This is a genomic window from Nonomuraea sp. SYSU D8015 (assembly GCF_008065375.1).
Taxonomy (GTDB): domain Bacteria; phylum Actinomycetota; class Actinomycetes; order Streptosporangiales; family Streptosporangiaceae; genus Nonomuraea.
The window spans coordinates 53,522-65,613 of sequence record NZ_VJYI01000038.1 but is presented as its reverse complement, the minus strand read 5'-3'; the positions used below and the strand labels follow the sequence as shown (position 1 = coordinate 65,613).

The 12,092-nt window shown below is 68.7% G+C and carries 22 protein-coding genes; 20 read left to right on the top strand and 2 right to left on the bottom strand.

The window, feature by feature from the left end:
* Window positions 1-633: 633 nt before the first annotated feature.
* Window positions 634-957, bottom strand: coding sequence for a hypothetical protein (locus ID574_RS56120; protein ID WP_188197300.1), 324 nt, complete (start codon window positions 955-957; stop codon window positions 634-636).
* A 255-nt stretch (window positions 958-1,212) separates the two neighbouring features.
* Here ID574_RS56120 and ID574_RS56115 point away from each other — a divergent pair, with 255 nt between their 5' ends.
* The 3 genes from ID574_RS56115 to ID574_RS56105 are packed head-to-tail and all read left to right on the top strand — an operon-like array spanning window position 1,213 to window position 2,824.
* On the top strand, window positions 1,213-1,557 hold the full coding sequence (locus ID574_RS56115) for a hypothetical protein (protein WP_188197299.1): 345 nt from the start codon (window positions 1,213-1,215) through the stop codon (window positions 1,555-1,557).
* Complete coding sequence (locus ID574_RS56110; protein ID WP_188197298.1) at window positions 1,551-1,847, top strand: hypothetical protein; 297 nt, start codon at window positions 1,551-1,553, stop codon at window positions 1,845-1,847. Before ID574_RS56115 ends, ID574_RS56110 begins: the two co-directional genes overlap by 7 nt.
* Before the next feature lie 23 nt (window positions 1,848-1,870).
* Entirely contained in the window at window positions 1,871-2,824 is a 954-nt protein-coding gene (locus tag ID574_RS56105; RefSeq protein ID WP_188197297.1) for a helix-turn-helix transcriptional regulator, read from the top strand.
* Window positions 2,825-2,839: 15 nt separating this feature from the next.
* Here ID574_RS56105 and ID574_RS56100 read toward each other — a convergent pair whose 3' ends face one another.
* Entirely contained in the window at window positions 2,840-3,355 is a 516-nt protein-coding gene (locus ID574_RS56100) for a hypothetical protein (RefSeq protein ID WP_188197296.1), read from the bottom strand.
* A 313-nt stretch (window positions 3,356-3,668) separates the two neighbouring features.
* On the opposite strand from ID574_RS56100, the gene ID574_RS56095 reads away from it, so the two are divergent.
* The 17 genes from ID574_RS56095 to ID574_RS56015 all read left to right on the top strand — a co-directional run bounded on the left by ID574_RS56095 (window position 3,669) and on the right by ID574_RS56015 (window position 12,083).
* A complete protein-coding gene (locus tag ID574_RS56095) occupies window positions 3,669-3,851 on the top strand; it encodes a hypothetical protein (protein WP_188197295.1) in 183 nt (60 codons plus the stop codon).
* Window positions 3,852-3,856: 5 nt separating this feature from the next.
* Complete coding sequence (locus ID574_RS56090) at window positions 3,857-4,333, top strand: hypothetical protein (RefSeq protein ID WP_188197294.1); 477 nt, start codon at window positions 3,857-3,859, stop codon at window positions 4,331-4,333.
* Entirely contained in the window at window positions 4,333-5,271 is a 939-nt protein-coding gene (locus ID574_RS56085) for a YqaJ viral recombinase family protein (RefSeq protein ID WP_188197293.1), read from the top strand. Before ID574_RS56090 ends, ID574_RS56085 begins: the two co-directional genes overlap by 1 nt.
* Window positions 5,261-6,970 (top strand): recombinase RecT, encoded by a 1,710-nt coding sequence (locus ID574_RS56080; RefSeq protein WP_188197292.1) that lies wholly within the window; start codon window positions 5,261-5,263, stop codon window positions 6,968-6,970. The genes ID574_RS56085 and ID574_RS56080 overlap by 11 nt, the downstream gene beginning before the upstream one ends.
* 87 nt (window positions 6,971-7,057) lie before the next feature.
* Window positions 7,058-7,510, top strand: a complete 453-nt coding sequence (locus ID574_RS56075; protein ID WP_188197291.1) for a hypothetical protein — start codon at window positions 7,058-7,060, stop codon at window positions 7,508-7,510.
* Window positions 7,507-7,833: a hypothetical protein gene (locus tag ID574_RS56070; RefSeq protein ID WP_188197290.1), complete on the top strand. Its 327-nt coding sequence runs from the start codon at window positions 7,507-7,509 to the stop codon at window positions 7,831-7,833. The genes ID574_RS56075 and ID574_RS56070 overlap by 4 nt, the downstream gene beginning before the upstream one ends.
* Entirely contained in the window at window positions 7,830-8,228 is a 399-nt protein-coding gene (locus ID574_RS56065; RefSeq protein ID WP_188197289.1) for a DUF6197 family protein, read from the top strand. Before ID574_RS56070 ends, ID574_RS56065 begins: the two co-directional genes overlap by 4 nt.
* A complete protein-coding gene (locus ID574_RS56060) occupies window positions 8,225-8,590 on the top strand; it encodes a hypothetical protein (RefSeq protein WP_188197288.1) in 366 nt (121 codons plus the stop codon). Before ID574_RS56065 ends, ID574_RS56060 begins: the two co-directional genes overlap by 4 nt.
* On the top strand, window positions 8,587-8,808 hold the full coding sequence (locus tag ID574_RS56055) for a hypothetical protein (RefSeq protein ID WP_188197287.1): 222 nt from the start codon (window positions 8,587-8,589) through the stop codon (window positions 8,806-8,808). Before ID574_RS56060 ends, ID574_RS56055 begins: the two co-directional genes overlap by 4 nt.
* Window positions 8,805-9,371 (top strand): crossover junction endodeoxyribonuclease RuvC, encoded by a 567-nt coding sequence (locus ID574_RS56050; RefSeq protein WP_188197286.1) that lies wholly within the window; start codon window positions 8,805-8,807, stop codon window positions 9,369-9,371. The genes ID574_RS56055 and ID574_RS56050 overlap by 4 nt, the downstream gene beginning before the upstream one ends.
* On the top strand, window positions 9,368-9,583 hold the full coding sequence (locus tag ID574_RS56045; protein ID WP_188197285.1) for a hypothetical protein: 216 nt from the start codon (window positions 9,368-9,370) through the stop codon (window positions 9,581-9,583). Before ID574_RS56050 ends, ID574_RS56045 begins: the two co-directional genes overlap by 4 nt.
* 3 nt (window positions 9,584-9,586) lie before the next feature.
* Window positions 9,587-9,910 (top strand): hypothetical protein, encoded by a 324-nt coding sequence (locus ID574_RS56040; RefSeq protein ID WP_188197284.1) that lies wholly within the window; start codon window positions 9,587-9,589, stop codon window positions 9,908-9,910.
* Window positions 9,907-10,215, top strand: a complete 309-nt coding sequence (locus tag ID574_RS56035; protein ID WP_188197283.1) for a WhiB family transcriptional regulator — start codon at window positions 9,907-9,909, stop codon at window positions 10,213-10,215. Before ID574_RS56040 ends, ID574_RS56035 begins: the two co-directional genes overlap by 4 nt.
* Window positions 10,212-10,520, top strand: a complete 309-nt coding sequence (locus ID574_RS56030; protein ID WP_188197282.1) for a hypothetical protein — start codon at window positions 10,212-10,214, stop codon at window positions 10,518-10,520. The genes ID574_RS56035 and ID574_RS56030 overlap by 4 nt, the downstream gene beginning before the upstream one ends.
* Complete coding sequence (locus tag ID574_RS56025) at window positions 10,517-11,062, top strand: hypothetical protein (RefSeq protein ID WP_188197281.1); 546 nt, start codon at window positions 10,517-10,519, stop codon at window positions 11,060-11,062. The genes ID574_RS56030 and ID574_RS56025 overlap by 4 nt, the downstream gene beginning before the upstream one ends.
* Window positions 11,059-11,688 (top strand): OB-fold nucleic acid binding domain-containing protein, encoded by a 630-nt coding sequence (locus ID574_RS56020; protein WP_188197280.1) that lies wholly within the window; start codon window positions 11,059-11,061, stop codon window positions 11,686-11,688. Before ID574_RS56025 ends, ID574_RS56020 begins: the two co-directional genes overlap by 4 nt.
* Window positions 11,685-12,083, top strand: a complete 399-nt coding sequence (locus ID574_RS56015) for a hypothetical protein (RefSeq protein ID WP_188197279.1) — start codon at window positions 11,685-11,687, stop codon at window positions 12,081-12,083. The genes ID574_RS56020 and ID574_RS56015 overlap by 4 nt, the downstream gene beginning before the upstream one ends.
* The last annotated feature ends 9 nt before the right edge of the window (window positions 12,084-12,092 follow it).

Here is a 12,092-nt window from a genome sequence, read left to right as displayed (position 1 = left end):
AGCCTGCGGACCTTGACCGGTTGCGTCACCTGGCCTCCCGAATGCCGATCGAACGTGATCAGCACCATCCAACTGGCAGGAGCGACTTACGCGCCAACCCGGTGATCGTTTCCGGCCACAGCACTAGCAAATGAGCTGCGGCGTCAGGATGGAAAAGGCTCAATAGTGATCGTCCCGGGTTCGGTGCTTTCCATGACGCGGAATGTCGCGGTAGGAATTCCGCCGAATCGTTGAGCTTTGATACTATCGGGGCCACTTAGCCCCGGATGGGAGATGCTAATCGGGAGGTTCGGGAGGAAGCCGATCCCGTCAACGGTTATTTCCGTTCCCGGAGGCCCGGTCTCGGGAGATACGTAGATCGACGGGTCTTGCCTGATCGAGGCGCTCGCGGTAGGGGCAACAGCTCCCGTCACCAGAGCTACCGAGGTCACCAGCGTCATGATGGCGTGCGTGATTGTGTGCCTTGGCCGCATGAGAGAACTCCCTTGCGTAGAGCAGGCTCGTCTAGCTTGCAATTCTCTTCACATCACCGTCCGATTCCTTCGGCGATTCACCTTTTGGGCGCGATGACTACTTTCACGTTAGGTGTGCTTCTCGGGGGTCGTCCAGGCATTTGACGTAAAACTTGGATCGCTAAGTTTTCCTCAAAAACGGCTGAATTGTGGGGCTGGATCCAGGCTCTATGTGAGGGTCTGTGAGGATTCGGTGTGTACCCCCTGCGGGGTAAACACTGTCGAAGCCGCGCTGGTATGCCTCCGACAGGGGCGGGCGCGGCTGGGGCCGGCGTAGGGCGTCGTACAGGACTCCTGCGGCGGCTGCGACGATCAGTCCGGCGACGGCGAGGAGCGCGGCCGGGCTGAGCTGGTCGGCGGTGTCGAAGAGTACGACGGCTATCGCGGCGACCGCGACGATGGTGACGCTAACAGTGACGCTGCGGATACGAACTGGCCGGTTCATCGGCGGGCCCCCTCCATGCTGGTAAGAATCCTTACAAAATGGCGGGATTCACCGTATCCCATGTGTGGCACTGCCGCGATATGCCCTGATGCTGGATAGTTACGGCCTGCGTGGCCGACATGCGCCATGGCACGGTCCGGCCACGGGAACCCATGGACACGACATGACACCGGCGTTTACACATGTCACTCCGGCTTACATCAGTCCCATGCACGCAATTGCGTGCACACATCCATGACAGGGAGTGACCAGTCCATGAAGAGTCTCGCCGGGCGCGTCCGCAAGATCAGCCTCGTGTGCGCCGGAACGATACTCGCCCTCGCCACCCTGACCGCCGCGGCCGACCCCGTCGAACCCAACGACTCCACCACCACGACGATCACCCCCGCGCCCACCCTGACGACTACCACCACGCCGTCCGCCAGTTCCACCACGGCACCGGCCAAGCCGACCGTCACCACCACCAAGACGGAGAAGACGGAAACCGTCACTCACCCCGACGGGTCCAAGACCATCACCCGCACCGTCACGGAGACCACCACCACGGTCACCATCACCCAGCAACCCGCCCAGACCAACGGCAACGAGGGCGGATGGTGAACACCCCCGACATGACCACACGCTCACGCTGGCCAGCCCACGCGATGACCCTCGTCGCAGGGCTGGCCGCCCTCGCCCTACTGCGGGCCTACTGCGGCGGTCCGCTCAGCCTCGAGATGCGCGCCTTCGCCGCCGTCTGGCTGCTGCTGCCCCTTCATGCCGGTGTCCGGCTTGTCGCCGAGGTGCGATGGGCCCGCACCTGGCGCACGCTGTACCGCTGGGGACAAACCGACGCAAACCTCATACGTCACTCCAGCGTCACCTATAGCTGGGACGCAGAACGGGGCTGAAGGACCTTACGGGGAGGCATCACGTGACACCGCTGGGCATGACCGCGCAGGAGGAGCAGGTGTACCGCCACCTGGCTGCGAACCCGCACACCAGCATGGAAACCCTGGTCGGCCAGTTAGGCGACGAGGCGGCCGACGCGGTGGAGAGGCTGCGCGGGCTCGGCCTGGTCGCCGGGGACCCGCTGGACGTCCGCCGACCCGATCAGGCGTTCCAGCGGCTGGTCCGGGAGAAGGAGGCCAGCCTGTTCGCGGCCAAGGCGAGGGTGGCCGAGCTTCAGGAGCTCTACGACCTCGCCCACCGGCCGGCCAGTACCGGCCCGGTGACGCTGCTGACGTCCCGCGTCCAGCTGAAGACGTGCATGGACGACTTGGAGCTGAACGCGGTCCGCACGCTGGACAAGTTCATCACCGCACCGTTCGTCAGGCTCACCACCGTGCACGCCCCGGACGACGACGCCCGCCGCGACGACGATGGAACGATCCGCACGCCCCATCTCCGCGTCATCTACGAGCAGGCCGTCGTGGACGACGACCGGGCGCTCGACGGCATCCGCAACGACATGGCGCTGCCGAACGCGGAGATCCGCATCGCGGCGTCCTTCCCATACAAGCTGATCATCGCGGACGGGGAGCGCGCACTCGTGCCCGCCTACCCGAGGGATGCCGCTGACAGGCTGTCAACCTATCTGATCACGGGCGGCACGGAGCTGATCGCCCACCAGATGGTGTTCGAGCAGTGCTGGGCGGAGGCGACGCCGCTGGTCGGCGGGAACGATGTCCTGAGTGAGGAGTTCAGCCTGGAGGAGCGGCACATCATCGGGCTGCTCGTCTCCGGCGCGACCAACGAGCGGATCGCGCGGATCACCGACCTAGGGGTGCGCACGGTGCAGCGGCGGCTGGCCGACCTGCAAGAGCGGGCCGGGGTGCGGTCCCGGAACGAGCTGATCAGGCACGCGGCGACCCGCTGGATGAACTGACCCCGGGGGAGGGGGTCAGCGGCGGGTGAGCGCTTCGATCCGGACTTCGGTGTCGTCGAACGCCTGCTGAATGCGCTGCCGGAAGAACTTCTCGATCCGCTCGCAATCCTCTTCGGTGATGCCGTGCAGTCTGCGGACCTTTTCCATCCGCTGGCGGACGAGTTGCTGGAGGAGTTCTTCTGACAGTTCGAGCCGGTCGGGCGCCTGGGCGGCTTTGGCGTCCTGGTCGGCGATGATCTGGCGGAGGAGGTCGGCGGCTTCGGTGCGGCCGGTGGCGGCGAGCTCGTCGGGTGGGACATCCACGGCCCAGGCCATCCACGCGAGTGGGGTGTCGTCCACGCGCTGAACTTCGCCGTGTTCGCGGCGTCGCCAGTATTGCTCGGCGACGAGGTGGCGATCCCCTGACGCGACCGCGATCTTCCGGGCGGCCGGTTTGAACCCGATCTCGGGTTCGGGGGTGCCTTCGCGCTTGCGGTAGCGGGTGATGAGCGCCATTTCGGGGCTGAGGCGGGTCTGTCGGGTGGCGGGCATGGTTGCGGTATCCCCCTTGTGGCGGTCGGGATCGACGCGAGCGTATCAAACGGGTGGGCGTCGGTCGCGTCTGCACGTCTCCTGTCAAGATCACTGACGGCGACTGGTTGATCTTGATGCACTGGCAAATGAGCGGCGCGATCGACGCGACCAGAGCGTGACAGTCGCGTCTCAAAGGCGTACGCTGGAGGTGTCGCGAGACATGCTCAAGCAAGATCAACAAGTCTCGCGACCACCACCACCGCCAAGCGGAAACGCCACATCCGCACCCAACCCGTTGGCGGAACCGCCAACGATTCTCAGGGAGAGACGCATGACGCCCAGCCGCGCCGACGAGCGCATCGCAGACCTCGCACTCGTCATCGCCAGCAGCCCATTCGACTGCCCCCACGCCACCACCGCGCTCGACATGCTCATCGACCAGGTCGGAGCTCAGGCCGCCGCCAGGTACGTCAACGAGGCCCGCGCCGTCCTCACCGAGCAGCAGGGGGCCTGACCGCGATGAGCACCTACTACGACACCGGCCGCCGCTACAACATCACCCTGGAGAACGCCCTTGTCGTCGGCACCATTGCCGAGCGAGGCGGCACCACCGACATCTCCGTGAAGCTCGTCGGCCCGAACGGCTCCCAGACCAGCACCGTTCTACACATCCCGCTCGACCACGTCGGCGTGACGGTCACGCCCGTCCCGCCCTCGAACTGGCCGATCGAGGTCGGGGATGTGTGGGACGGCGACGGACACCGCTGGTTCGCCATTGCGATCAACGACGAAGAGGGTGTGGTGGTCGGCATCCGGCTGGTCAACGAGAACGACCGCTGCCCCCACGGCGTGTACGGCGGCGACGCCTACTGCTACGAGGACGTGCAGGTCCTGCTCGCGCACGCCCCCGACCTCCGGCTCATCGCTCGCAAGGGCTGGCCGCCGCCAGAGCCCAAGCCGCAGCACCCGGACTTCACGGACGAGCCGCCGTTCTAATGACCACCATCACCGCAACGCCGGAGCTGCTCGGCCGGTTCGAGCCGGGCAGCCCCGAATGGCTCGCCACCCGCATGGCCGACGACGGACCGCGCATGGGCGGCACCGACGTGGCCACCGCGCTAGGAGCCAACACGTTCATGTCCCCGTACGGGCTCGCCATGGTCCTGACCGGGCAGGTTGAGCGCGAGGAGGCCGGTGAGGACGCCGAACGTGGCCACCTCCTCGAACCGTCCCTCGCCGCGTACTTCCGCAAGCTCCACCCGGAGTGGGAGATCGTGGACCACCCCGGCACGTACGCCAGAGGGTGGATGCTCACCAACCCCGACGCGCTCTGCTACCACCGCGGCCGGCTCGTGGCGGGCGGCGAGTACAAGTCGGCCCGCTACCGCGACGAGTGGGGCGAGCCCGGCACCGACGAGATCCCGCTCCCGTACTGGGTGCAGGTCATGTGGTACATGCACATCTTCGGCCTGGAGCGCTGGTACGTGCCGATGATCGGACCGGGCCTCGAGTTCGCCGAGTACGTCGTTGAGTACGACCCCGAGGCGGCCCGCGCGCTGGTTGAGCAGGCGGCCGAGTTCCGCACGAACCTGCTGTGGGGCATCATGCCGCCGCTCGACCACCACCCGCACACCTACCGGACGCTCCGCGCTGCACACCCGGAGATCGACGAGGACCTGTCCGTCAGCGTCTCGGACCCGGTCGGCGTCCGCTACGTCAAGGCCGAGCTCGCCGCCGCCGCGGCCGAGGAGGAGCTGCTGGGCGCCAAGGCGGCCATCGCCGACGAGATGGGGCGAGCGAAGAAGGCGTACCTGAACGGCCAGGTCATCGCCACCCGCCGCCGTAACCGAGGACCGCACCCGCACGTGCAGGCGGTCCGGAACCTCCACAAGATCAAGCTTCCCGCCCTGGAAGGAGACCCCGATGGGCGCTGAACTCACCCCCAGGCAGAAGGAACAGCTCGCGAAGCTGGACGACACGATCACCGACTACGAGCTGGTGTTCCGGGAGGCACTGCCGCCCGGTGTCCGCGTCGAGCGGTTCCTCCAGGACGCCCGCAACGCGCTCGCCAACAACCCCGACCTGGCCAACGTCTACGCCCCCAGCGTGATCGGCGGGCTGGTGACGTGCGCGCAGCTCAACCTGCGCCCGCACGTCCCCGCGCTCGGCCACGCCTGGCTGATCCCGATGAAGAACAAGAACGCCGACTACCGGCTCGATGCCACGCTGATCGTCGGCTACAAGGGCTTCACGGACATCGGCTACCGCGACCCCGCCACCACGCTCATGGGCGCGTACGTCGTCAAGGAGGGCGACGCATTCGAGTCGTGGTTCGACGGTGAGTGGCACGTGCGGTACAAGCCGAACCGGCGAGACCCCCGCCGTGACGAGCGTCCCACCGTGGACTACTTCGCGATGGCGAAGTACCGGGGCGAGCTCCATGTCACCGAGCCGATGACGCACGCGCAGATGGTCCGCCACCGCAACAAGCACGCCCTGACCAAGAGCGGCGGCCCCTGGTACCAGCACGGCGAGTTCTCGCCCGAATTCGACGAGCAGGGCAAGAAGACGATGATCCGGGCGCGGCTGGTGAAGCTGCTGCCGCAGACCATCGACCTGGTCACCGCCGCGTACGCCGACGAGGGCACCCGCACCGACGACGACCCACACGCCGACATCATGCAGGTCACCGTCCACCCCGGCCGCGACGACGACGACGGCGACGCCGCCGACGAGAACGGCGGCGGCCAGGAACAGGCGCCGCGGCCCCGCTCCGTCATCCGGCTGATCGCCGAACGCGTGGATGGCCCGGCCGCCGACCAGGGGACGGACGAGCCGACCAAAGCCGAGCTACTGGACGCGCTGGGCAGCGCGCTCACGGCCAAGGGCGTCACCGGCCCCGCGATGCTCGCCTACGCGTCGAGGGTCCTGGAGCGTCAGGTCAACCACCCGAAGGAGCTGAACCGCGACGAGATCGCAAAGGTGCAGGACGCCGTCACCAAGGGCCTGTTCCTGAACGGGAAGACGGCCGATGCTCCGGCCCCGCAGGCTCCTCCGGCTGCGGAGAATCCGCCGCAGGAAACCGCGCAGCCTCCTGCCGCCGAGCCCGTTCCTGAGCCCGCTCACGAGGCGGAGCCCGCGCCGGCTCCGGCCGCTCCCGAGCAGCCGCAGGGGCGGCCAATCGGCGGAGCCAACCGCGCGACCCTCACCAAGCTGAACACCGTGTTCGGCGAGGCGGGCATCACCGGCAACGACCGCTTCCTGTGGCTGCTGAACAACTGCAATGTCCAGGTCACCTCCACCGCTCAGCTCACCGCCGCGAAGGCGGACGAGGCGATCGCCAAGCTCGACCGGCTCGCGCAGGCCCGCTGCGAGGACCTCAAACTGCGGATCGTCACCGTGTGGACCGACCTGGGCGGCACCAAGGACGAGTTGACGCCCGCCGTGTGCCTGTGGGTCAACAGCAATACCAGACGGCGCAGCAAGCAGCCGGTGACCAAGCTGGCCGAGGTGTCGAACGTCCACCTGGACGGCTTCCTCAAGGCGCTCAGCGCGGACCCCGGCAAGGGCCAGGTCACGCCGGAGATGTACAGGCAGGCCGTCGCCGCGCAGGCGCAGGCGGCCTCCCAATAGCCCCCGGCCGGGCGCCCTGAGCACGTACGAGGCGGGGGCGCTCGGCCGGCCCCAACACCCCCCAACCCCTTGAGAAAGGACATTCGGATGTCGATCGACACCCTCCCCGAGCAGACCGGCACGACCGACACCTACACGCCCGCCGTCCGCAACTTCCTCACCCAGGGACTCCAGCAGGTGGACGGCGCTATCGCGGGCGCCGAGCGGCACATCGCCGACCTCGACGCCCGCCGCATCGCCGTCGAGCTGGAGTTGGACAAGGAGAGGGCCGCCGCCGAGAAGCACCTCGCGGACCTGGTCCGCAGCCGGGACCAGCTCCTCGCCCTCGTCGGTAAGGACGAGTCTCGAGAGTCGGATGAGGAGTCGCGGCCGACGCTCGTGTGCCACTGCGCGCGGATCGCTGTCGTGGACCCGGTGCTCGGCCCGGTCCACGAGGTCAACGGCACGCACCTGCCCGCGATGGAGGCGTGCCAGATGCCGCCGCTCGGTTTCCTCGGCGTGCAGGGGCGGGCGGCCGGCGGGGAGGGCCAGAGAGCGTGAACAACGACGTGATGGTGAGCGTTCGGCCCGCCGACGATACGACCGAGGTCCTGTCCGTGACCGTGCTGGACGCCATCGCGGTCCGGGACGACGGCAGCCCCGACCTGGACGCGATCGACTACAGCCGCGAGCCGGGCCCGTTCTGGCTCGTCTTCGTCAACAAGGTCGCGCTCCGGCCCGACCGGCCGCTGCCGTTCGCGTACGTGAGCTACGTGTTCGAGCGGGCCGTTCGCGACCACCCCGGCCAGGAGATCGGCGTCGCCCCGTGCACACCAGAAGACCTGGCCAACGCAGGAATCACCCCTCGAAAGGAACCCGCATGACCACCACCGTCAGCCCTGACACGATTCGCCCGGCCGCCATCGGCGTGCTGCGCCGCGACGGCTGGATTCAGAACAACTACGCCAGCAACCGGCCCGGCAAGACCGGCTGCTGTCTGGTCGAAGCGATCGGCCGCGGCGCCGGGCTCCCGCCGTATGCGCTGGCCCGCGCCAAGCCTCGGCGCAGCGACATCGAGGTCATGGGCCGCGCAGCCTTCAAGGCCCGCTGGGACGCTGCGCACAACCTCATGGACGAGATCGCCACCAGCCTGGGGCGCAACCCCGAGGACGACGAGCTCTGCCCGAAGTTCTGGCTGACGAACTGGAACGACACCAAGGGCCGCACCCTCGATCAGGTCCTCGGCGCGCTCGACAGCGGCCAGGAGCGCGCGGCGTGAAGCTGGCCACGTGGCAGGTCGCAGCGGTGAGCGGCGCCAATCTGGCGCTGCTCGTGCTGTCGTTCATCGCCCCAGGCGTGTTCGCCGTCGTGGCCACGCTGCTCGGTGTCGCGGCCGGGGCGGCTCTCGGGCTTCTCGCCGGGATCGAAACCGCCAAGCGCGACCAGGCCCGAGAGGCTGACATCTACAAGCAGCAGTACAGCGAGGCGTACCAGCAGGTCGGCGACCTTATGCAGGACAAGGCCCGCCTGATGGCCGAGCTGCGCCAGGAGAACACGAGAGCGAACGACGCGGGTGACGAGGTGGAACGTCTCCGCGCCCGCATCGCCCAGCTCGAAGCGGGGGAGGCGGTCGAGTCGTGATCGACGTGCTGTGGACCGCGTGGACTGTGCTGCGTGACCTCGCCACTGTGATCGGATTCGCGTCGATCACGGTCACGGTGGTGGCGCTCCTCGCGCACAGCCGCGCCGTACGCCAGGCCGACGCCGCCCAACGCGCCCGTGAGCAACAGTGGCGTGACTTCGCCCGCCGCGGCCTGCGCGCGATCGATACCACGAGCAAGGAGGGAGAAGGACAGTGATCACCTCGCCGCCGGCCGGGCAGCCACCGCGGGTGGCCGGGCTCGACCAGGCCGCAGAGAAGACCGGGCTGGCCCTGCCGGACGGCAGGACCTGTCTCATCACCGCGCCCAAAGCCGCGGGGAAGACGCGGACGTACGCCGACGACATGCGGCGAGCCGACCACGTCGAACGAGACGTCGTCACCTCGCTCCTCGGGACGGGCGTGCAAGCGGTCGGGATCGAGGACTACGCCTTCAGCAAGCGGTCGTCGGCCACGCACCGGCTCGCCGAGATCGGCGGGGCGGTGCGGCTCGCCTGCTGGAGATACCGCATCGCTGTCGCCGTGATCAACGTCAAGCACCTGAAGATGTACGCCACCGGGAAGGGCGGCGCATCCAAGCACGACATGGCGGCGGCTGCGTACGAGTACGCGGGCGCCTCGTTCCGCTCCTTCGACGAGTGCGACGCCGCGTGGGCGCGCTGGCTCGTCCTCGACCTGCTCGGCCACCCCGCCTTTCCGCTCCCCACCAAGCACCGCCGCGTGCTTGCCCAGATCCAGCTGTACTGCAGGGAGGGCTGGTGAAGACGCCATCCGACGTCGCCGACGAGCGTCGTTGGCGGAACCGCCAACAACCGCGCATGCCGGACAGGCCGCGAGTCGCTGTCTGGAACCCGGACCGCACCCGCGCGCTGGCGGTCATCGAGGGCCGCGACCTCACCGTCGCCGACCTCGACGCCGCCCGGCGGCTGGCCAACCAGCCGAACATCCACCACCGCCACACCTTCCAGGAGTAGGAGATGACCACCACGACATCAGCCGTGGCCGTCCTCACGAAGGAGCTGGCCCGCCCAGACCCCACCCCCGATGCGCTGCTGGAGGCGCTGCGCACCGCCGGTTTCGAGGTCAAGGCCGTCACCCGTCCGGCGTGGATGCCGACCACGCCGGACGCGTACGCGCTCGTCAAGCAGGCCGCCGACTGGCACAACTCGGGCCTGCGCGACCGGTACGAGATCGCCGAGCAAATGGGGCGGAACAAACGGTCGATCGACCGCTACCTGGCCGCCGCCGGCGAGATGGGCCTCCTCCTCCACGCGGACCAGGAGGAGGGGCCGCCGCGATGAGCTGGCTCACCGACTTCCTCGACCAGGCCGCGTGCCAGAACGAACACCCATCTCTTTTCTGCGGGCCGGGCTCCGACGTCGGCGAGACGAAGGAGGAGAAGGAGCAGCGCGAGGCGAAAGCCAGCGCCGTCTGCCGCTCCTGCCCGGTCCGGCCCGAATGCCGCGAGTACGCGGGCACGGTATTGCGGCACGGCGAGCCGACCGGCATCTGGTACGGCCAGGGCTTCGAGACCCGCGAGGCCGAGCGCAAACGGCGGCTGCGCCGCGCCGCCTACCAGCGCCAACAGGAGGGGCAGCCGTCATGAGTGCCAAAGCGGACTTCCAGAAGCGGGCGATGGATGAGGCCGTCGAGGTCCTGGCCAAGCGGTTGCGCGAATGGGCGTCCACCTCGCCCGAGCAGCGTGCCGACGCCGAAGCGGTCGCGCGCCGGTTCATGACGGACCTGAACGGGCGCGGCTGGCGGCTCACCCCCGCCGGCCGCGTCAACCCGCTCGCGCGCAGGCTCCCCGACGATCCCGCCGCTGCGACGCAGCGGGGGGCCGCGCTCGCACGGACCCTCCTGCCGCAGAGCATCCGTGACCGCCACCAGCGAGAGGAAGACCAGACGTGAGCCCGGCCAAGTCCGCGCACGAGCAGCCCGGCGCCATCCCCGCCGCGGTGCCGTACGACCAGTACGGGAGCATCATCCGCGACCCGGCCAGCGTGGACCCCGACACCATCACCTGGCAGAAGCCGACGCCGTTCACCGCGCTACTGCACCTCCACCGCACGAACGGGATGCGCGGCAGCGCCCGCTACGTCACGTGGAAAGACGTCCACGGCCCCGCCGTGTACCCGATGTTCGCCGACGACCTGCCCCGCACCATCCGGGGCACGATCATCGACCACGGCGTCATCGTCGGAGCGACCTGGGTTCCCATCACCCGCCGCGGCGAGTACGGCATCGCGCTCAAGGACTTCCACGAGCAGGAAGAACCCGCACCCGAAACCGAGCCGCGGGCCAGCCCGGCGGAGGAGGCGGCGGCCCGCTACATCGACCGCGAGCACGTCGTTCGGCTGGTCCGCGCCGCCTTCTCCATGGGCGAGCCCGAGGAGCACCTGCACCCGGACCTCAAGAACCTGATCCGCCACATCAGAGAGGACCAACCGTGACCACCACCCACCACCAGCACCCCAATAACATCCGCATCCCCCAGCTCGGGCAAGCCGTTGACCGGCTCCTCGACGCCATCGCCGGAAGCGCCGAATACCAGCAGACCGGCCGAGTTACCTACCAGTCCACCTCGCGTGGCCGGTGGCAGGCCGGGCAGCACACGTGCGGCACTGGCGCGATCGACACCGCCGAACGCAACGACCTCATCACCATCGAGTTGACCGGCCCCAGCACGAAGACGCTCGCTCTCACCCCGGCCGGGCGCCACCACGTCCGTGTACGCCAGGCCCGCCGCCTGGTCGCCGTCCTGGAGGGCGAGGTGACCACGCTGGCCGCCATCAACGCCCGCCCCGGCGAGGACCGGTGCAAGACCGTCACCGTCGAAGCCACGGTCATCGCCATCGAAGAGAAGGACAGCCAGAAGACCGGCAAGCTGTGGGCGCACCTCACTCTCGAGGACGCGGGCGCCACCGCCACAGCGTGGATGATCCCGCGCCAGTACCAGCGGCTCAAGGGGAAGTTCGACGTCGGCGACCGGGTGCGAGTCACCGCGCCGCTCAGGTGGAAACCGTCCGGCGGCCTGGTGCTGCACCTGCAGGGCTTCCGGAAGGCGGACGTCCGATGAGCACTCCGACGTTCGGCAGTCCCGACTTGACCACGGTCATCGCCTCGCAGGTCCTCACGCATCCCGCCCCGTGCTGGATCAGGCCCGGCGAGACAGGCGAGCAGTACCACCACCCGTCCCGGAAAGCGGCTCTCGAACCGGACGACCCGAGAGACACCGACTGGACGCCGCCGTCGGTGGTCCAGCAGCTCGACAGGCCGTGCTACTACGTGGTGTGCGGCTGCTGCGGCGACGGCTGCGACGACCCGGGCGAGTGCATGGTCTACCACTGCAAGTCGCAGACTGAGGCCGAGGAGACCGCAGCCACGTCTGGCTGGGTACGGACTCCGAGCGGCTGGAAGTGCCGCCCGTGCTCTGCCGGGGATTGCGGCTGGCACGCGGGCCGGCCGTCATGACCCGGCACG

Bases quoted from the DNA above. Each gene is read 5' to 3' on its own strand.
- ID574_RS56090 (WP_188197294.1), top strand. From the start codon at position 3,857: ATGAGCACCTACTACGACACCGGCCGCCGCTACAACATCACCCTGGAG.
- ID574_RS56100 (WP_188197296.1), bottom strand. From the start codon at position 3,355: ATGCCCGCCACCCGACAGACCCGCCTCAGCCCCGAAATGGCGCTCATC.
- ID574_RS56030 (WP_188197282.1), top strand. From the start codon at position 10,212: ATGAGTGCCAAAGCGGACTTCCAGAAGCGGGCGATGGATGAGGCCGTC.
- ID574_RS56040 (WP_188197284.1), top strand. From the start codon at position 9,587: ATGACCACCACGACATCAGCCGTGGCCGTCCTCACGAAGGAGCTGGCC.
- ID574_RS56110 (WP_188197298.1), top strand. From the start codon at position 1,551: ATGGTGAACACCCCCGACATGACCACACGCTCACGCTGGCCAGCCCAC.
- ID574_RS56095 (WP_188197295.1), top strand. From the start codon at position 3,669: ATGACGCCCAGCCGCGCCGACGAGCGCATCGCAGACCTCGCACTCGTC.
- ID574_RS56015 (WP_188197279.1), top strand. From the start codon at position 11,685: ATGAGCACTCCGACGTTCGGCAGTCCCGACTTGACCACGGTCATCGCC.
- ID574_RS56080 (WP_188197292.1), top strand. From the start codon at position 5,261: ATGGGCGCTGAACTCACCCCCAGGCAGAAGGAACAGCTCGCGAAGCTG.
- ID574_RS56075 (WP_188197291.1), top strand. From the start codon at position 7,058: ATGTCGATCGACACCCTCCCCGAGCAGACCGGCACGACCGACACCTAC.
- ID574_RS56115 (WP_188197299.1), top strand. From the start codon at position 1,213: ATGAAGAGTCTCGCCGGGCGCGTCCGCAAGATCAGCCTCGTGTGCGCC.
- ID574_RS56065 (WP_188197289.1), top strand. From the start codon at position 7,830: ATGACCACCACCGTCAGCCCTGACACGATTCGCCCGGCCGCCATCGGC.
- ID574_RS56035 (WP_188197283.1), top strand. From the start codon at position 9,907: ATGAGCTGGCTCACCGACTTCCTCGACCAGGCCGCGTGCCAGAACGAA.
- ID574_RS56085 (WP_188197293.1), top strand. From the start codon at position 4,333: ATGACCACCATCACCGCAACGCCGGAGCTGCTCGGCCGGTTCGAGCCG.
- ID574_RS56120 (WP_188197300.1), bottom strand. From the start codon at position 957: ATGAACCGGCCAGTTCGTATCCGCAGCGTCACTGTTAGCGTCACCATC.